At 58.4% G+C, this 19627-nt stretch carries 15 protein-coding genes and 1 pseudogene; 7 read left to right on the top strand and 9 right to left on the bottom strand.

Annotated elements, in window-relative coordinates; genetic code table 11:
• The first annotated feature begins 84 nt into the window (after positions 1-84).
• From pqqB to ACYZT0_RS28315, 5 genes are all read left to right on the top strand, one after another.
• Complete coding sequence (pqqB, locus tag ACYZT0_RS28335; protein WP_462043966.1) at positions 85-996, top strand: pyrroloquinoline quinone biosynthesis protein PqqB; 912 nt, start codon at positions 85-87, stop codon at positions 994-996.
• A gap of 143 nt (positions 997-1139) precedes the next feature.
• Complete coding sequence (pqqC, locus tag ACYZT0_RS28330) at positions 1140-1892, top strand: pyrroloquinoline-quinone synthase PqqC (protein WP_462043965.1); 753 nt, start codon at positions 1140-1142, stop codon at positions 1890-1892.
• A complete protein-coding gene (pqqD, locus tag ACYZT0_RS28325) occupies positions 1889-2164 on the top strand; it encodes a pyrroloquinoline quinone biosynthesis peptide chaperone PqqD (protein WP_462043964.1) in 276 nt (91 codons plus the stop codon). The genes pqqC and pqqD overlap by 4 nt, the downstream gene beginning before the upstream one ends.
• A gap of 4 nt (positions 2165-2168) precedes the next feature.
• A complete protein-coding gene (gene pqqE, locus ACYZT0_RS28320) occupies positions 2169-3311 on the top strand; it encodes a pyrroloquinoline quinone biosynthesis protein PqqE (RefSeq protein ID WP_462046651.1) in 1143 nt (380 codons plus the stop codon).
• Complete coding sequence (locus ACYZT0_RS28315; protein ID WP_462043963.1) at positions 3277-5103, top strand: S9 family peptidase; 1827 nt, start codon at positions 3277-3279, stop codon at positions 5101-5103. Before pqqE ends, ACYZT0_RS28315 begins: the two co-directional genes overlap by 35 nt.
• A 65-nt stretch (positions 5104-5168) precedes the next feature.
• Here the strand turns inward: ACYZT0_RS28315 and ACYZT0_RS28310 are convergent, their stop codons facing one another.
• The 3 genes from ACYZT0_RS28310 to ACYZT0_RS28300 all read right to left on the bottom strand — a co-directional run bounded on the left by ACYZT0_RS28310 (position 5169) and on the right by ACYZT0_RS28300 (position 6080).
• Positions 5169-5327: a YqaE/Pmp3 family membrane protein gene (locus ACYZT0_RS28310; RefSeq protein WP_007904205.1), complete on the bottom strand. Its 159-nt coding sequence runs from the start codon at positions 5325-5327 to the stop codon at positions 5169-5171.
• Positions 5328-5410: 83 nt separating this feature from the next.
• On the bottom strand, positions 5411-5731 hold the full coding sequence (locus ACYZT0_RS28305; RefSeq protein ID WP_309674434.1) for a helix-turn-helix domain-containing protein: 321 nt from the start codon (positions 5729-5731) through the stop codon (positions 5411-5413).
• Positions 5724-6080, bottom strand: a complete 357-nt coding sequence (locus tag ACYZT0_RS28300; protein WP_462046650.1) for a type II toxin-antitoxin system RelE/ParE family toxin — start codon at positions 6078-6080, stop codon at positions 5724-5726. Before ACYZT0_RS28300 ends, ACYZT0_RS28305 begins: the two co-directional genes overlap by 8 nt.
• A 277-nt stretch (positions 6081-6357) precedes the next feature.
• Between ACYZT0_RS28300 and ACYZT0_RS28295 the strand changes: the two are divergent.
• Positions 6358-6512: pseudogene (locus ACYZT0_RS28295) on the top strand (LysR family transcriptional regulator); the annotation flags it as partial.
• Between the two features lie 227 nt (positions 6513-6739).
• On the opposite strand, the gene ACYZT0_RS28290 reads toward ACYZT0_RS28295, so the two are convergent.
• From ACYZT0_RS28290 to ACYZT0_RS28275, 4 genes are all read right to left on the bottom strand, one after another.
• Positions 6740-8518, bottom strand: coding sequence for an acyl-CoA dehydrogenase C-terminal domain-containing protein (locus ACYZT0_RS28290; RefSeq protein WP_462043962.1), 1779 nt, complete (start codon positions 8516-8518; stop codon positions 6740-6742).
• Positions 8519-8705: 187 nt separating this feature from the next.
• The gene (locus ACYZT0_RS28285) at positions 8706-10502 is read right to left on the bottom strand and encodes an acyl-CoA dehydrogenase C-terminal domain-containing protein (protein WP_462043961.1); all 1797 of its coding nucleotides are present in this window, start codon (positions 10500-10502) and stop codon (positions 8706-8708) included.
• Positions 10503-10592: 90 nt separating this feature from the next.
• Positions 10593-11882, bottom strand: a complete 1290-nt coding sequence (locus ACYZT0_RS28280; protein WP_462043960.1) for a GGDEF domain-containing protein — start codon at positions 11880-11882, stop codon at positions 10593-10595.
• Between the two features lie 158 nt (positions 11883-12040).
• Complete coding sequence (locus ACYZT0_RS28275) at positions 12041-14182, bottom strand: cytochrome-c peroxidase (RefSeq protein WP_462043959.1); 2142 nt, start codon at positions 14180-14182, stop codon at positions 12041-12043.
• A 1128-nt stretch (positions 14183-15310) separates the two neighbouring features.
• Between ACYZT0_RS28275 and ACYZT0_RS28270 the strand changes: the two genes are divergently transcribed.
• On the top strand, positions 15311-17062 hold the full coding sequence (locus tag ACYZT0_RS28270) for a hypothetical protein (RefSeq protein ID WP_462043958.1): 1752 nt from the start codon (positions 15311-15313) through the stop codon (positions 17060-17062).
• 84 nt (positions 17063-17146) lie between these two features.
• Here the strand turns inward: ACYZT0_RS28270 and ACYZT0_RS28265 are convergent, their stop codons facing one another.
• Positions 17147-18952: a phenylacyl-CoA dehydrogenase gene (locus ACYZT0_RS28265; protein ID WP_462043957.1), complete on the bottom strand. Its 1806-nt coding sequence runs from the start codon at positions 18950-18952 to the stop codon at positions 17147-17149.
• A gap of 277 nt (positions 18953-19229) precedes the next feature.
• The gene (locus tag ACYZT0_RS28260) at positions 19230-19526 is read right to left on the bottom strand and encodes a pyrroloquinoline quinone biosynthesis protein PqqE (protein ID WP_462043956.1); all 297 of its coding nucleotides are present in this window, start codon (positions 19524-19526) and stop codon (positions 19230-19232) included.
• Positions 19527-19627 lie beyond the last annotated feature (101 nt).

The following is a 19627-nucleotide window of genomic DNA, read 5'->3' as shown; positions in this document are numbered from 1 at the left end:
TCTGCCGTTTAGGTAGAACGCTTGGTTCAGCGCCTCGGTTTGCCGAGGCGTTTTTGTTTTCAGCGTTGAAATGATGGAGCACCCATGTTCGTCCAGATTCTAGGTTCCGCCGCCGGGGGCGGTTTCCCCCAGTGGAACTGCAACTGTGTGAATTGCGCAGGTTTTCGCAACGGCAGCCTGCGGGCCAAGGCGCGGACCCAGTCGTCCATCGCGATTTCCGATAACGGCGTGAACTGGGTGTTGTGCAACGCATCGCCGGACATCCGCGCCCAGCTCCAGAGCTTCGTCCCGATGCAACCAGGCCGCGCCCTGCGCGATACCGGCATCAACGCGATCATCCTGATGGACAGCCAGATCGACCACACCACCGGCCTGCTCAGTCTGCGCGAGGGTTGCCCGCACCAGGTCTGGTGCACCGACATGGTCCACGAAGACCTGAGCACCGGTTTCCCGCTGTTCACCATGCTGACCCACTGGAACGGCGGGCTGACCTGGAACTGCATCGAACTTGACCAAAGCTTCACCATCCCGGCCTGTCCGAGCCTGCGCTTCACCCCCTTGCCGCTGCGCAGCGCCGCACCGCCGTACTCGCCGCACCGCTTCGACCCACACCCGGGCGACAACATCGGCCTGATCGTCGAAGACCTCAATACCGGTGGCAAACTGTTCTACGCACCGGGCCTGGGCAAGGTCGACGCACCGCTGCTGGAGATCATGGCCAGCAGCGATTGCCTACTGGTGGACGGCACGATGTGGGATGACGATGAAATGCAGCGTCGTGGCGTTGGCACTCGCACCGGTAGGGAAATGGGCCACTTGGCACAGAACGGCCCCGGCGGCATGCTGGAGGTGCTGGAACAACTGCCCAAGCAGCGCAAAGTGCTTATCCACATCAACAACACCAACCCGATTCTTGATGAGGATTCGCCTGAGCGTGCAGAACTGGCTCGACGCGATGTTGAAGTGGCCTACGACGGCATGAGTATTGTGCTGTAGCGGATGGCCCCTTCGCGGGCAAGTCGGACCGCCGCACCGCTCGCTCCTACAGTTGATCGCATCCCCCTGTAGGAGCAGAGCTTGCTCGCGAAGGCGTCCGAACTGACACCTCAGAAACCACCGGTTGTTCCCGGAGAACCGAAATGACTGACACAGCAATGTCCCCCGCCGAATTCGAAGCGGCCCTGCGAGCCAAGGGCGCCTACTACCACATCCATCACCCGTATCACGTGGCGATGTATGAAGGCCGGGCAACGCGCGAGCAAATCCAGGGCTGGGTCGCCAACCGTTTCTATTATCAGGTGAACATTCCACTCAAGGACGCCGCGATCCTCGCCAACTGCCCGGACCGCGAGATTCGTCGTGAGTGGATTCAACGCTTGCTGGACCATGACGGTGCCCCAGGCGAAGAAGGCGGCATCGAAGCCTGGCTGCGCCTGGGCCAGGCCGTTGGCCTCAACCCGGATCAGCTGCGCTCTCAGGAATTGGTACTGCCCGGCGTGCGTTTTGCCGTGGACGCTTACGTCAACTTCGCCCGCCGGGCCTGTTGGCAAGAAGCCGCCAGCAGCTCATTGACCGAACTGTTCGCGCCGCAGATCCACCAGTCGCGCCTGGACAGCTGGCCGGAGCATTACCCGTGGATCGATCCGGCCGGTTACGAATATTTCCGCACGCGCCTGGGCCAGGCGCGCCGCGACGTGGAACACGGCTTGGCGATCACTTTGCAGCACTACACGACGCGGGTCGGCCAAGAGCGCATGCTGGAAATTCTCCAGTTCAAACTCGACATTCTTTGGAGCATGCTCGATGCCATGAGCATGGCCTACGAATTGAATCGCCCGCCGTACCACAGCGTGACCGAGCAACGGGTTTGGCACAAAGGAATCACCTTATGAGTTTTGATCGCAGCAAGACCCCGATCTGGCGTCAGGGCTACCGCTACCAGTACGAACCGGCGCAAAAAGGTCATGTGCTGCTCTACCCGGAAGGCATGATCAAACTCAACGAAAGCGCTGCGCTTATTGGCGGCTTGATCGATGGCGAGCGTGATGTCGCGGCGATCATCGCCGAACTGGACGCGCAGTTCCCCGGCGTGCCCGAGCTCGGTGACGACATCGAGCAATTCATGGAGGTCGCCCGTGCTCAGCACTGGATCGAACTTGCCTGACGCCTTGTCAGTCAAGTTGCCGCCAAAACCGGAAATCGGCCTGCCGCTGTGGCTACTGGCCGAGCTGACCTATCGCTGCCCGCTGCAATGCCCGTACTGCTCCAATCCGCTGGACTTCGCCGAGCAAGGTAAAGAACTGAGCACCGAGCAGTGGATCAAGGTATTGCGCGAAGCGCGGGAAATGGGCGCAGCCCAGTTGGGCTTTTCCGGTGGTGAACCGCTGGTGCGCCAGGACCTCGCGGAGCTGATTGCCGAGGCGCGCAAGCTGGGTTTCTATACCAACCTGATCACCTCGGGCATCGGCCTGACCGAGCAGAAAATCAGCGACTTCAAGAAGGCCGGCCTGGACCACATTCAGATCAGCTTTCAGGCCAGCGACGAACAAGTGAACAACTTGCTGGCCGGCTCGAAAAAGGCCTTCGCCCAGAAGCTGGAAATGGCTCGCGCGGTGAAAGCCCACGGCTATCCGATGGTGCTGAATTTCGTGACCCATCGGCACAACATCGACAAGATCGACCGGATCATTGAGTTGTGCATCGCCCTTGAGGCGGACTTTGTGGAACTCGCCACTTGCCAGTTTTACGGTTGGGCGCAGCTCAATCGGGTCGGTCTGTTGCCGACCAAGGAACAACTGGTCCGCGCCGAACGCATCACCAACGAATACCGCGCCAAACTGGAATCCGAAGGGCATCCGTGCAAACTGATTTTCGTCACCCCGGACTATTACGAAGAGCGCCCGAAAGCCTGCATGAACGGCTGGGGCAGCATCTTTCTTACCGTCACACCGGACGGAACCGCCCTGCCCTGTCACGGCGCCCGACAGATGCCGGTGCAGTTTCCCAACGTGCGCGACCACAGCATGCAGCACATCTGGTACGACTCATTCGGCTTCAACCGCTTCCGCGGTTACGACTGGATGCCCGAGCCGTGCCGCTCCTGCGACGAGAAAGAAAAAGACTTCGGCGGCTGTCGCTGCCAGGCATTCATGCTCACGGGGGACGCGAGCAATGCCGACCCGGTGTGCAGCAAGTCGGAACATCACGGCGTGATCCTCAAGGCTCGCGAAGAAGCCGAGCACGCGACCCAGACCATCGAACAACTGGCGTTTCGCAATGAACGAAATTCACGACTCATCGCTAAAAGCTGAACCCTTCAGCGCTGCCAGGGCTGTCGCGGCCGGCATCGACTTCGCCGAGTTGCAGGTCGGCCGGCAAGGTTTGTTCTGGAACGAGTACCGACCCGAGGATGCCGCCTGCCGGATCTGGCATTGGCGTGATGGCCAGGCGCATTGCCTGACACCAGTGGGCTTCAGTGCGCGCAGTCGCGTGTACGAATATGGCGGCGGCGCATTCTGTCTGACCGATGACGCAATCGTGTTCGTCAACGAGGCGGACCAACAGCTGTATCGGCAGTCGCTGGCAGGCGAGATGCCTGAGTTACTGAGCTCAGGCGAATGCCGATACGGCGATCTGCAGTTCGCTAATGGGCAGGTATTGGCGGTTGAAGAAAACCGCGATCGGCATCGTCTGGTGGCTATTGATGTGGCTGACGGCGTACGTCATCTGCTGGCCGAAGGCGCCGACTTCTATGCCGCGCCAACGTTGAGTCCCGATGCGCAACGACTGGCGTGGATCGAGTGGAGTCGTCCGGATCAACCATGGACCGCGACTCGCCTGATGGTTGCCGAACGCCAGGACGATGGCAGTTTTACTCTGCCGCGTTGCGTGGCTGGCGAAGACGCTGAGGAATCGCTGCAACAACCGAAGTTCGATGCAAGTAGCCGCCTGTTTTGCCTGACTGATCGCGGCGGCTACTGGCAGCCTTGGGTGGAATCGGCAGACGGCCTGAGACCGCTGCCGAGTGCCGTTGCCGATCATGGACCAGCGCCATGGCAGCTGGGTGGCAGCACCTGGTTGCCGCTGAGCGAAGGCAGCTATCTGGCAAGCTGGACCGAAAACGGGTTTGGCAGACTGGGCCTTTGTGGTGACTCCCGTGAAGATTTCACTGGCGATTACAGCCGGTTCCGCCATCTCGCGCTGGATGAGCGGTTCATTTACTGCATCGCCGCCTCGCCAATCAGTTCGTCGGCAGTCATTGCTATCGACCGCCAAACCCGGCAGGTCAAAACATTGGCTGGCGCAATTGCACCGTTGCCCGCCGAACAGATCAGCGTCCCGCAAACCCTGCGCTACCCGAGCGGTTCGGGCGAGGCACACGGCTTTTTCTATCCAGCGATGACCGGTGAAGCAAAACCGCCGCTGGTGGTGTTTATCCACGGTGGCCCGACTTCGGCCTGCTACCCCATGCTCGATCCGCGCATCCAGTACTGGGCGCAACGCGGCTTCGCCGTGGCCGACCTCAACTACCGCGGCAGCAGTGGCTATGGCCGGGCTTATCGACAAGCGCTGCACTTGAGTTGGGGCGAAGTGGATGTGGAGGATGCCTGCGCAGTCGTCGCTCATCTTGCCGAACGCGGACTGATCGACGGCAACAAGGCGTTTATTCGCGGTGGCAGTGCCGGCGGCTACACCACACTGTGTGCGCTGGCCTTTCACACAGTCTTCCGCGCCGGCGCCAGCCTGTATGGCGTTAGTGATCCGGCGGCACTGGGCCGGACGACCCATAAGTTCGAAGGCGATTATCTGGATTGGCTGATCGGCGACCCGGTGCAGGATGCCGAACGCTACGCTGCACGAACACCGCTACTGCATGCGGGCAACATCAGTGTGCCGGTGATTTTCTTTCAGGGTGAGCTGGACGCTGTGGTGGTTCCTCAACAGACCCGCGACATGGTCACGGCGTTGCAGGACAACGGCATTCTGGTTGAAGCGCATTACTACGCTGACGAACGCCATGGCTTTCGCAAGGCAGGTAATCAGGCCCACGCGCTGGAGCAGGAGTGGTTGTTTTATCGAAGGGTGATGGCGCTGGCGGACTGAAATCGCAGCGCTCCATTCGCGGGCAAGCCTTGCCCGCGAAAGCGATCTATCTGACGCCGAGAAACTCAGCGCTTGGCGATGATGTACACCGCATGCACGATCCCGGGGATGTAACCGCACAACGTCAGCAGGATATTCAGCCAGAACGCGCCGGCGAAACCGACTTGCAGAAACACACCCAGTGGCGGCAACAGAATGGCGATGATGATGCGAATAAAGTCCATGGGGCAGCTCCTGATTTAAAGTTGGCTCGTGTGAGCCTACAGCTAATCGACCTGTACCGTTCGTCAGGGTTCAGTGCGGTTCTTCAGGCCAGTATCTCAAGACCGTGTTTCTGAACGATGCTCAGCAACTTCAGCGCCATGCCGCTGGGGTGCTTGTCTCCCGCTTCCCATTGTTTAACCGTCGAGGCGCTGGTGTTCAGATAACGCGCGAACACCGGTTGGCTGACATTGTTGCGCTCGCGCAGCGCTTTGATCTGCTCAGCGGGGATCGCGTCTGGAACTGTTGCAAGGCACGACTCATCGAATTCGCGCATGGTTGCCTTGCTGATTGCACCGATGGCAAATAAGGCACTGGCCGATTCGTGTATCGATTCAAATACTTCACTTTTGAATTTTTTACTCATGGGATAGCTCCACAAACTCCTTAGCGTCCAGCAAGTGCTGGACTTGCATCTCGGTCAATGCGCCATAAACCTTGGCTAAACCGCGCAATTCTGTCAGCTCCGCAAAATTGATATTGCTCCGATCCTTCTTTGCAAACAGCAACTGATAAATCCAGTAATGCCCACCCCTTGCCAGAACAATCGATCGATGGCGATTGGCATTCAAGCGCTTCTTCCAGACCTCGCCGCCGAGATTGTCCGCCTGGCCATTGAGCATTTCGGTGAATGCCTCCCGAAGCTCATCATCACCGACCCAGGCCTTTCCGGCCTGCATCGCAAAACGCGTTGTCTTGAATAACCTTGGTGGCATCGGCATCCCTTCCAGAAACATACCACTCAGTGGTATAGAACTCAAAGCCAGTTCCACAACAATGTTGTTTCACCGGCACCGGCATTCCTTGCCGGTCCTTTTAAAAAACCATTGATCCCGCTACCGCTCAAGCACTGAAATGCGTTTGGCAAAACGCAGAGACAAAAAAACGCCCCACGCCAAAAGAGTCAGGCATGGGGCGATGCGTTGTACCGCGAGACGGTTCGGGAATTCGTGTAGGACGGGTCTGATCAGACGGCAATCCCTTTGCGGCACTGCCGAGCCGAGGGTGCCGCTGAAAGTCGGATTGGTGTGTCGGGATGTGCAGCGACAACAAGCCTCGCTGGCCTTATGGCGTACGCTGCTGGAAGAAGTGATGAATGGCTCGGAGGGCGTTTGAGCAGCCCGGCAACGCTAGATGAAATGAGCTGAGCACTTTCTGCAGGACAAAAGAAAACCCCGCCGAAGCGGGGCTTTGCAGACTGTTTCCCTGACATCCATTTCACTCCGCCGTCCTGGCAGAATCCTACGTGTCCGTGTTGTTGCTTTGCGCTTCCTGCGCGACGTCCATGTGAAGTAGATTAGCTGTGGATCCAATCTTCATCTATGGGAGAAGAGCAGCACGTCATGTAAGAAAATGCTTACACGACGCTTCATTGTCAGAACTGTCCTGCGTCCAGCAGGAACAACGACTCGCTGCCGGCCTTGACCGACGCGCTCAATGAGTGAATACGCGGCAGCAAGCGTGCGAAATAGAACCGCGCCGTGCCCAGCTTGCTTGCGTAGAAATCGTCCTGCGCTTCTTTGCCCAAGGCAGCCTTGGCCATCAGTGCCCACATGTAGGCGTAGGCCACATAACCGAAGGCTTGCAGGTACTCGACCGAGGCCGCACCGATTTCGTTCGGGTTGTTTTTCGCCCGGTCGAGCAACCAGGCGGTCAGTTCGTCGAGGGTGGTCACCGCATCGTTCAGCGGTTTGGTGAACTCCACCAGGTCTGCGCTGGCGGTCGCGGTGAAATGACGGATCTCGTCAGCGAACAGGTTGTAGAACGCCCCGCCGGTGCCGACGATCTTGCGTCCTACAAGGTCCAGCGCTTGAATGCCGTTGGTACCTTCGTAGATCTGGGTGATGCGCACGTCGCGCACCAGTTGCTCCTGACCCCACTCACGGATGTAACCGTGACCGCCGAAAATCTGCTGTCCATGAATCGTAGTTTCCAGACCGAGGTCGGTGAGGAACGCCTTGGCCACTGGAGTCAGCAGTGCAACCAGATCCTCCGCGCGTTTGCGGGTGGTCGCGTCTTCACTGAATTTGGCGGTGTCCAGTTGCATGGCCACGTAGGTCGAGAAGGCGCGACCGCCTTCGTTCGAGGCTTTCATGGTCAGCAGCATGCGACGCACGTCCGGGTGGACGATGATCGGGTCAGCGACTTTGTCCTTGTTCTGCGCGCCGGTCGGCGAACGGCTTTGCAGACGGTCGCGGGCGTACTCGACGGCGTTCTGGTACGAGCGCTCGCCGGTGGCCAGGCCTTGGATACCAACACCCAGACGCTCGTAGTTCATCATGGTGAACATCGCCGCCAGGCCTTTGTTCGGCTCGCCGACCAGGTAACCCACGGCCTCGTCGAAGTTCATCACGCAGGTCGCGGACGCCTGGATGCCCATCTTGTGCTCGATCGAACCGCAGTTAGCTGGGTTGCGCGCGCCCAGGCTGCCGTCGGCATTGACCATGAACTTCGGCACCAGGAACAACGAGATGCCTTTCGGGCCTGCGGGTGCATCCGGCAGTTTGGCCAGCACCAAATGGATGATGTTTTCGGTCAGATCGTGCTCACCACCCGTGATGAAGATCTTGGTGCCGCTGACTTTGTAGGAACCGTCGGCCTGAGGATCAGCCTTGGTGCGGATGATGCCCAGGTCAGTACCGGCGTGCGGTTCGGTCAGGCACATGGAGCCGGCCCAGACGCCGGCGTACATGTTCGGCAGGTACGCGGCTTTCAGCGCTTCGCTGGCGTGGGCATTGATCGACAGGCAGGCACCCGCGGTCAGCATCGGGTACAGACCGAACGACAGGCTAGCGGAGTTGACCATTTCTTCGACCTGAGCCGAAACAGCCTTGGGCATGCCCATGCCGCCGTAGGTCGGATCGCCACCGACACCGACCCAACCGCCTTCAGCGTAAGTCTGATAAGCCTGTGGGAAACCTGCCGGCGTGGTGACGGCACCGTCCGCCCAATGGCAACCCTCTTCGTCAGCCGCACGGCTCAGGGGCGCGATGCTTTTGCTGGTGACCTTGCCGGCCTCTTCGAGAATGGCTTCGACCGTTTCAGCATCGACAGTCTCGGCGAGCGCAGGCAGTTCGGCCCAGAGTTTGGCGACCTCGAAAACTTCATTGAGGACGAAGCGCATATCGCGCAGGGGCGCTTTGTAGTCAGCCATGGCAAACCTCGCAAGATCTAAACAGGTGATTCGTAGGAGTGATACTTTCGTTGGGTTCGAGTGTAACCCAACAACTTTTACGACACATAGGGTCAGCACGTGACCGTTTTGTTATTTATAGTCACAAACAATCCAACCAATAAAGAAGCCCGCAACCAGGCGGGCTCTTTTCCGACGATTTGAAAAACTATAGCGCAAACAGCTCCGCAGGCAGCTTCATCAGGCAATCGCTGCCCGCCTCGATGGCCGCGCGATGGGCAGCCGTACGTGGCAGCAAACGTTTGAAGTAAAACTCGCTGGTTGCCAGTTTTGCCTGGCAGTAATCGGCATCGCCACTGCCCGAATCGAGCTGAGCCTGAGCGACCAACGCCATGCGCAGCCACAGATAGCCGAGGATGATGTAACCGCTGTACATCAGGTAATCCACCGAAGCCGCGCCCACTTCATCCGGATTATTCATCGCGGCCATACCGACCTTGGTGGTCACCTCTCCCCACTGCTGATTCAGGTCGTTGAGCTGCGCCACGTAGCTGGCGAGTTGCGGATGTCCGGCGTTTGCCGCACAGAACTTGTGGACGATTTTGGTGAAGCCGCGCAGCAATTTCCCTTGGCTGCCGAGGACTTTTCTTCCAAGCAAGTCCAGCGCCTGAATACCGTTGGTGCCTTCATAGATCGGTGCGATCCGGCAGTCACGAACCAACTGCTCCATGCCCCACTCGCGGATGAATCCGTGACCACCAAACACCTGCATGCCGTGGTTGGTCACTTCCAGCCCGGTATCGGTCATGAAGGCTTTGCAGATCGGCGTGAGGAACGCCAGCAGGTCTTCGGCCTCCTGGCGCGCCGTTTCATCCGGGCTCAGATGCGCCGCGTCCAGCAACTGCGCGGTGAAATAAGTCAGCGCCCGGTTGCCTTCGTTGAAGGCCTTCATGGTCAGCAACATCCTGCGCACGTCAGGATGAACAATGATCGGATCGGCGGCTTTTTCGGGCGCTTTCGGGCCGGTCAGCGAGCGCATCTGCAGGCGGTCGTTGGCGTACTTGATCGCGCCCTGAAAGCTTGCCTCCCCCAGACACAATCCCTGCATGCCGGTGCCCAGCCGTGCATGGTTCATCATGGTAAACATGCAGTTCAGGCCCTTGTTCGGCTCACCGATCAAGAAGCCCTTGGCGTCGTCGAAGTTCAGTACGCAGGTGGCTGAAGCCTTGATGCCCATTTTGTGTTCGATCGAGCCGCAGGAAACGCCGTTGCGCTCTCCCGCCTCACCCTCGTCATTAGGTAGGAATTTAGGGACAATAAACAGCGAAATGCCCTTGGTGCCGGCTGGAGCGTCCGGCAGTTTCGCCAGCACCAGGTGAATGATGTTGTCGCTCATGTCGTGCTCGCCGGCGGAGATGAAAATCTTGCTGCCAGAGATCGCGTAACTGCCATCGGCCGCAGGTACCGAGCGGGTTCGGATGATGCCCAAGTCGGTGCCGCAATGGGCTTCGGTCAGGCACATGGTGCCGGTCCATTGGCCGGCGGTGAGTTTGCTCAGGTAAGTCTGTTTTTGTTCTTCAGTGCCATGGGCGTGGATTGCCGACATCGCGCCGTGGGTCAGGCCGGGGTACATGCCCCAGGAGGTGTTGCTGGAGCCGACCATTTCGCTGATGACCAGCCCCAGTGAACTCGGCAAACCCTGGCCACCGTAAACCGGATCAGCCGCCAGGCCATGCCAGCCGCCTTCAACGTATTGTGCGAATGCCTGCTTGAAGCCTGTAGGCGTCGTGACCACGCCATTGTCGAAATGGCAGCCTTCTTCGTCGCCGCTGCGGTTCAGCGGTGCGAGAACGTTCTCACAGAACTTTGCACCTTCTTCGAGAATCGCATTGACCATGTCCGGGCTGGCATCGGTGGCGCCCAGCGCGGCGTAGTTGCTGTGAAAATCGAAGACGTGGTCGATCAAAAAGCGCATGTCGCGCAGGGGGGCTTTGTACTCAGGCATAGTCATTTCTCCGGCAGCAGATTCCCCAAACCTACTGCCGCGCCCCCGCCCTCACAATCACAGTCCAGACGCTGAATGCGTCATCATCACTCAATCACTAGCGGCGTCCATGCGCACCGCGCCGCGACGGTTCTGACCGAACGCCACCACGCAGTTTCGCCCCGCACCCTTGGCGCTGTAGAGCGCCTCGTCAGCGGATTTGAGCACTTTTTCGGGGGTACGCTGCTCCAGTCGTTCGGCGACACCAATACTGACGGTGACCGACACACTTGAGGCGCCCGAACCTGCCCGGCGCTGGCGACCTTGCTGGTCGTCCTGGGGGCGGCTGTCCTGATTGCGCAGCTGAATGTTGTAGGTGGCGATGGATTCGCGGATGACTTCCAGGTGCGGCATGCACTCTTCTAGGGTCTTGCCCGCGAACACCAGGGCGAATTCCTCACCGCCGTAGCGATATGCCCTACCGCCTCCGCCGATTTTCGACAGTTTGCTGGCGACAAGTCGCAGCACCTGGTCGCCGACATCGTGGCCGTGGGTGTCGTTGAATTTCTTGAAGTGATCGACGTCGCTCATCGCCAGCACGTAATTGCGCCCCAACCGCTGCATCCGCTCGTTCAAGGCGCGGCGGCCCGGCAGACCGGTAAGCTCGTCGCGGAAGGCCATTTGATAGGCCTCATGGGCGACCGCTGCGGCAATCATCAACATCACCTGACTGCACATGATGTTCAGGGTGAACGGCAGGATGAACGTTTTCGGCAACATCCAGAACAACCCAAGCAAACCCACCAGTTGGGCAGCATGCAAGGGTCTCGGGTTGCGCCAGTATTGCCAGGCCAGCAGCACGAAAGAGGCGATGAACACGGGATAAGACAACTGGATCAGGCTCATCCAGGCGCCATGCAACGCTGGCCAGCGGATCTCCGACAGCCACATCAACAGCGCCTGTGGGTAACTTTGTTCCAGCCCCAACGCTACGCTACCGAAGGCCATCAATACCGCGAAGCGCGCCACCATGTCCTGGAACAGGTGGGTGCGCTCCTGCCAGGCGGCGAACAAGCCAAAGAGCAGCGGCAGCAACAGGCAACACAGATGGAAGACCACCGCGGCGTCTTCACGGACTTTGCCATTGTCGCGGTAGTAATCAGTCTGGGTGTCGAGCAGGAAGTAGGCGATGTACACCGTGACCATCAGAAACAGCTCACGTTGACGTCGGTAAACCGCGCAGTAAGCACCGCCGAGCAACAAGACCAGCGTTGGCAGTACGTTGAACAGCGAGGTGAAAAAGACGTTCAGATCCTTCACGTACGCAGCCGCAAGCCCCGCAAGCAAAAGCACTAATGACGGCAGGAAATGGCTGAAACGCACAGCGGAAGAACGCGGCAAGGGTAAAGCTCCGACCCGTCATATCAATAGATGGCATTGTGCCAACCTACTGTAACGGCAGAAACGCTGACTTGCTGAGTGATTTGCCAAGGTTTTTTTTGAAGTTGCGTTACTGGCCACAAGCAGGGCGGCCAGTAACACAGGTTAGATTTATCCCATCAAAGGTCGTTGTAGAACGGCTGCAACGGCCCCTCTTCAACTTTGCGACCTTCTGCACCAACGGGTTTGAGCGTAATTAGCGCATCCGCCGCCTGTCGGGTGGTTATCTTCGGACTGACTGGCCGTAACGTCACGGAGTTTTCGTCACCCACCTCGCCTTGTGGAATGACCAGCGATGGATGATCGAACGGCGCCTGCTCCCAGGCGACTCGCGGATCGGTCAACCCGACCTCCATGAACTTGACCAGAGCATCCACTTCATCGGGCGTCAAGTTCAGCGCTGTCATGTCCGGATCGAGGTTCGATGTGTTGTGCTGATTCACACTCGGATGATCGAATCCGCTGGTGTTGTTCGCCTCCGAGCCACGCCGGTCGCCGCCTCGGTTGTAGAACTCCATGACCTGTTTGAGCGTCGCCCGGCTGCCATTGTGGAAATAGGGTCCGGTCAACGCGATGTTGCGCAGAGTCGGTGTCTTGAACGCTCCGTCGATAGCATCGTGGAAGCCGACATTGGGTTTGAGCGTCGGGTCGCAAGGCAATCCCGCGCTCAACAGCACCTCAAAGGTGCACACGTCGACATCCAGCGGGTCAGGCACATTGCCGCCCTGCAGCTGGGTGTTGTATTGACGAGTGAATGACAGCGGATTGCCCCAGGCGTCCGTCCCGCCGAGTGCCAGGTCCTCTGACGTCGGACGCACACCCGTGTTGTAGAAGCCGTTGTCATAAAGCGCGGTCAGGTTGTCAGCCATCAACATACGTTCGATGCGCTCACGGGGATGGAACAGCAATCGGCTGGCGGCGTTGGTCAATTCCGCGCCGCCGTGACAACTGATGCACTTGCCTTTGCCGAGGAACAGGTTCATCCCCTGGACTTGCTGGGCATTCATTGCCTGTTTATTACCCTGCAGGTAGGCATCCAGCGGTGCCTGATCCGAGACCAGGGTGGCTTCGTACATCTGAATCGCCAGCCCGAAGAACAGCGGGAAGTTGGCTTCCATCTGGGTATACGGTGCGCCGCCCAGCGAAACCTGCTGCGTGGCGTTCCACAGCCGTGGGTGAAAGGCTGCCTTGATCAGTTCACGGTAGGTCGGGCGACGCGCACCGGATACCGGGGCCAGCACCGAATCGGTGGATGAAATCCGCTGCTGCTTGAGCATCAACGTGTCGAGCATGCGCCGACCGATGTCCGCGAAGGTGCGCCCGCCGCAGGACATTTCAACCGGGCTGCCGGGTGGTCCCACGGCCTGCGAAGCGGCAGAAGCATCGTTGAGTGCCAGCCGCACCTTGGTCGCCACCCCGCTGCGATCGCTGGTGACGAAAATCCCGGCATCGGGATCGCGATTGCCGAACGGCGAGAAGCCATTGAAGACGTTGTTGGCCCGGCCATCCCAGAAGTTGCGCACGTTGAAAACGGCGTTGATCACCGTCGGTGCGTTGCGCCCGGTACTGCGACGAACATTGATGCCACCCACCTGAAAGATACCGTCCGGCTGCTGTGTGCATTTGTCGAAACGCGGTTGACGCGGCTTGACGAAGTTGGCGTCGAACACGCCTTGCGAGCCGACCACATCGTCGGTCGAATAAAGGATTGGTGAATTGCGATCGAGTGGATCAGCCAGCACATGGGTCGGGAAGTCGGTTTTTTTCAGCGTGTAGTTCGGGCCGCCCTTGCCAGTGGACAGGGTTGCGTAGGAGGCCACGTCCCCCGGAATGCCGGACGCTACAAACGGCTTGTTGAAGATCGACGCGACGTTCGCATTGGTATTCGCCTGACCAGGGTTGATCTGGTTGGTGATCCGGTGATCGACCCCGGCGTGAAAGTGGCACGTCGCGCACGCGGTGGAGCCATCGCTGCCGATCTCCATGTCCCAGAAAAGGGCCTTGCCCAACAGAACCACCGCCCCGCGATTGAGGACGTAGTCGGTCATCAGGTCGACTTTGCGCCCGCCTTCTGTTCCCGAGGGGTCGGGCGGTGTCATGCCATGCAGCGACTGCAGGCTGGGCACATCAAGAGGGGGCGTGACAATCCCTGGCGCTGTAGCGGCAAGAGCACTGTTGCAAGCCAGACTGACTGCGATAAGGTTGCCCGCTATCGCGCAGGCAAAGCGGGAAGTACGAAGGATGCTCAAGGGCTTCACCATGATGACATTCTCGATTCAGTACGGAGTAGCCGGGCTCCGGGATTTTCCTGTTACGAGATGAACTCATGGCCATGAATCGTGCTACTCGCACGGGCCATAACACCAACATGAAGTTAGGTACGACGCGGCGAAGCCGAATTGGCAAAGTTACTCTCTTGGCTCAGGCTTTATTGAAATGCTATTTTGTCCCGTCGTGAGGGCGCTTAATCCAACTCTAGCTGTAACAAGAAATTTCAACAGCCGAAATACAATATTTTTTTATCGTGCTCAGACAGGAGTCGTAGCGACTACACGCAACCCTCAATTCCGGTGTACTTCCCCCCCCACTACTGGGTCCTATTCCCCAACAGGGCCCGTACGCTGCTCATAAAAAAACAGCAGACGCCTGTATTTAAAGGGATTCATTATCTTTTACATAGGTGATCAGAAGGCTGGCAGAGGAATTGCTTATTCATTACATACAGCGGCAGCAGCAGCAGGTAGTTGAAATGCCGTTTAATGATCAAAATAAATAGCTGCAGTCCATCTCATCAATGACAGAAATTAAATCTGTGCGCAGCGCGTACGCGCACACGTTTTTGCCTTTAATTAATATCGGAACTATAAAAATAATGGTAATGCCCTCGACGCACGCCAGCCCGCCTTCTCATTAACAATTAGAGATCCGTAGTGCGTACGCCGTTATTGAGGTCGCGGCACTAGAAAATTACGCTGCCTTCAACTTTTCGCCCCCACCCACGAGTATGGGGATATATCCCCCCCTACATTGGCGCATATGAACTCGCCAGAGTTGTGTGCAACACCATCAACGATAGCGAAGCCAACATTTCTGCGGGCTAGCGGCTGACTGTGCCAATCCGGCACGACAACTGCTTTGCAGGCTTCCAGGCTCAGGGAAATGTCTCTCGCGATTGTGTCCAGAACCGGCCAACACAACGCAGGTTGCAAGCATCTGAAGGGTGAGTGTCGATCTGTACCGACCGTACACGTCACAGCCACTTTCTCCTCCGGATCGAGCCCCAATTCGACGCTCAGGCCTTTGCGTCTCTTTTGCGCGGGATTCAGCGCATCAGCAGGTCTGCGAGTCGATTGGCCGGCAACTGGTCCTGCAAGATTTTGGAGAAAACCATGAGCTTGTCCGTACACGCGAAAACGCTCGCCACACCGCCACTCCACAAACGATTCAACGACGTCTTCAGTCGCCACGCACTGCTCGCCGGTGCCGTTGCCTGCGCACTGGCCGTTGGAGTGGCGAGTCATGCATTTGCCCAAGGCGGGACGGCCAAGCCCGTCAAGGGCGCACCTTCGCCGTTCTCGACACCCACCTTGCCCAATCCGGTATTCACGAACCCGGATGCGATTCATGGCTTCGACGTGACGGGCTTTATCCAGAACATGACCCTGGACCCTACTAACGCAAGCTGCCCTAATACCAGTGACCCCAGCCGCTTTGGGGGGACAGTCCAACTGAACGGCGTGACGATTACAGTCCCTTGTAATACGGTTCTCCAGATGCCGGCCAATACCCTGACCTGGGCCGATTTTGTCAGGGGCGGGACACTGGCGCTCAATAAAGCGCCGTCTTCTTACCCATCGTTTGAGATCCACGTGGTTGGCAATACCGTCACCAACAAGCAAATTGCCGGGCTGATTTTTGTCTCCCAGCAATCAGCCAACGCCGGCAGCGGCTACATCACCAGGATCGACTACACCACGGGCAATATCGAAGTTGACAGCGGCAACCCGGTGCAACCGACGATCCTCCAGATCAATGATCCGAGTGGACGCTTTGGCCGCCCCCAAAGCCCCGACCCTCGCTTCTCCGTTGATGACGCCAACCCAACTATCCACGCCGCCACCGGCTACCCGATGTGCGTGCCTCGCACGGTATCCGGCGACGATGCACTCTGCCCGCAGAAAAACCGGCCAAAAGTGGTGACCCCGACCACCACCAACAACTGCCGGAACTTCAGCCAGGCCGGCGTAACACCTCCGGCCAGCGGAGAGCTTTCCCCCCCAGTTCCGGGTCAAGTCTATTGCAGCCAGTTCGTCATGAAGAGATTCAGTGATGCTGCACGCACGGCGGCGGACCCCGACCCTATGCAACAGGTACCGTTCGAAGTCGGCGACTTCATCAGCTACGCTGGCACACTGTTCAAATCGACGACAGCGGGCACCCCGGACTACATCTCTGCGCACACGATTGAGGCCAACATCGGGATCTACACCCAGCCGGGGTCGCAGCCTAGCTACCTGTCTATCGGGGGATTTGGCATCGGCACCGCCGACCCGGCGGCAACGGCCATCAACGGAGTAGCGCAGGAGACGCAAGATCGGCTGTTCCTTGAAGCATCGACAACCGACGTCAAGACGCCGGTCGACATTTATTTGATAGATGTCAATCCTTCGACGGGCGTACAAACCAATCGCTGGGTTACACCCTATGAGATGACGGGCGAATGCAACCCTGCACAGTCCCTTGCAACGGGTTGCTTTGGTGTCTCGGGTGGCATCACGACCCAGAACATTGGTCCTCAGCCACAACGTGCAAGGATCCGGGCAACCAAGGCACCGACCGGGCTTCTCAGCCAGCCGACGCGTACATTGCGTGTTGTTGCGCGTTCACTTTGCGTTCCACAGATGACCGCTTCCCAGACCGCCGTGGACAGTTGCATTCAAAATGCCAGCCGGCTAACCGTTGCCAATGGCCTGATCGCAGGACAGTACGTGGCACCGGTGTTTGAATTCATATTCCCGGAAGGCGTCAAACCCGGCGATCCAGTCGTGCCGAACGATTTCTGGCACCTGCCGTTCCTGCGCAATGGAGAAGGTGTTAGCACCCCGACCGGTGTTGGCCCTCTAGACCCGACGCCTTGGTAGGTAAAGTCTGAATAGTCTGGGTGGAACAAAAAAAACCGCCGCTCCCGAAGGAGCGGCGGTTTTTTTGAAGTACTGCGCTAAGGCTTAGTAGCCCAGCGCGAAGTGCTCTTCTTTCATGTCCATCAGGTTGTTGGCGCCCGACAACATGGTGACAACATGAGTGCGAGTACGCGGCAGGATGCGCTGGAAGTAGAAGCGCGCAGTCTGCAGTTTAGCGGTGTAGAACGCCTCTTCGGAGGTACCGGCAGCCAGTTTCTCGGCAGCCAGACGCGCCATGTCAGCCCAGAAGTAAGCCAGGCAGGCGTAACCGGAGTACATCAGGTAGTCCACCGACGCCGCCCCGACTTCTTCGCGGTCTTTCATGGCCGCCATCCCAACCTTCATGGTCAGCTCGCCCCACTCTTTGTTCAGCGCAGCCAATGGCTCGACGAACTCTTTGACCGCTTCGTTGCCTTCGTTGGTCTGGCAGAATTTGTGGACGATCTTGGTGAAGCTTTTCAGAGCCTCGCCTTGAGTCATCAGCACTTTACGGCCCAGCAGGTCGAGTGCCTGGATACCGGTGGTGCCTTCGTACAGCATCGAAATGCGGCTGTCGCGAACGTTCTGCTCCATGCCCCACTCGGCGATGAAGCCGTGGCCGCCATAGATTTGTACGCCGTGGTTGGCAGACTCGAAGCCGACTTCAGTCATGAAGGCTTTGGCGATTGGCGTCATGAACGCCAGCAATGCGTCGGCTTTCTTTTTCTCTTCTTCGTCAACGCCATATTTAACGATGTCGACTTGCTTGGCAGTGAAGTAAACCATCGCACGGTTGCCTTCGGCGAAGGCCTTCATGGTCAACAGCATGCGACGTACATCAGGGTGCACGATGATCGGGTCAGCGGCTTTTTCGGGTGCTTTCGGGCCGGTCAGCGAGCGCATTTGCAGACGATCGCGAGCGTATTTCAGGCCGCCCTGGAAGCCGATCTCAGCGTGAGCCAGACCTTGCAGCGCAGTCCCCAGGCGTGCGGTGTTCATGAAGGTGAACATGCAGTTCAGGCCTTTGTTCGCCGGGCCGATGAGGAAACCGGTGGCCGCGTCGAAGTTCATCACGCAGGTGGCGTTACCGTGGATGCCCATCTTGTGTTCCAGAGAGCCACAGGTCACCGCGTTACGAGCGCCGATCGAGCCGTCTGCGTTCGGCATGAACTTGGGAACGATGAACAGCGAAATGCCTTTGGTGCCAGCCGGTGCATCCGGCAGGCGTGCCAGCACGATGTGGACGATGTTGTCGGCCATGTCGTGTTCACCGGCCGAGATGAAGATCTTGGTGCCGGAAACTTTGTAGGAACCGTCGGCCTGAGGTTCAGCCTTGGTGCGCAGCATGCCCAGGTCGGTGCCGCAGTGCGGTTCGGTCAGGCACATGGTGCCGGTCCACTCGCCGGACACCAGTTTGGTCAGGTAAGCCTCTTGCTGCTCAGGCGTGCCGTGCTCGGAAATGGTGTTCATCGCGCCATGGGACAAGCCTGGGTACATGCCCCACGACCAGTTGGCTTCGCCAACCATTTCGCTGACGGCCAGACCGAGAGACTCCGGCAGGCCCTGGCCGCCGTGCTCTACGTCGTGGGCCAAGCTTGGCCAGCCGCCTTCGACGAATTGTTTGTAGGCTTCTTTGAAGCCCGTCGGGGTTTTAACGCCGGACTCGCTCCAGGTGCAGCCTTCGGTGTCACCCACGCGGTTCAGCGGAGCCAGCACCTGCTCACAAAACTTGGCGCCTTCTTCGAGAATGGCGTCAACCATGTCTGGAGTTGCGTCATGGCAAGCCGGAAGGCTCTGATAGTGCGCTTCGTAGCCGAGCAGTTCGTCACGAACGAAGCGAATATCACGCAAGGGGGCCTTGTAGTCAGGCATAGCGATAAACCTCTGCTGATGTAACCGGGAATGAACGACCGCGTTGATTTGTTGTGGCGGTCAAACAGTTGTTTGAAACATACGTTTACGCCTAAATCTTGTCAAGCGCCGATCTTTTGCCATTCGTCATCACGCCATGGAAATACCAGGCACAGCGCAGGGCAACACCGTTGACTGAGCAACACGCTGTGCAGGAAAGATTAGTTGAGCGAGAAAGACTTACGCGGAAAAACGCCGCGAAAAGTCGCGGCGTCGAAGAAGCGGATTGAGCGAGGGATCAGGCGAACGTATCGATCAACGTACCGAGCACTTCGTCGGATGCCTTGGCGACTTTGGCACCCAGCTCAACCTGAAATTTGCCCTGGGACATCTCGACCACGTTACTGGCCAGGTCTGACTGCTGACTGCGATCTACTGAACGCAAACGATCAACCTGAGCCTCGGAAGACTGGCTGGTCACCGAACGCTCGATCGTAGTGTTGGCGATCTGGCCAGAGGCTTGATCGACACGGTTCTGCCCTGTCTGAATAGTGCTCAGACCGGCATAAAAAGCGGTGTTTCCTGAGATTTCCATGGAGAACTTGTCCTTACAAAGGATCAACAGCGGCCATTGAACCAGACCCACCAGCAAAAGGCCCGACAAAAACACTAATGGCACAGTGCCTTGTCATAGTT

Source organism: Pseudomonas sp. ZS1P83 (assembly GCF_054897825.1).
The sequence above is the reverse complement of the archived record's forward strand: the minus strand, read 5'-3'. Positions and strand labels throughout refer to the sequence as shown.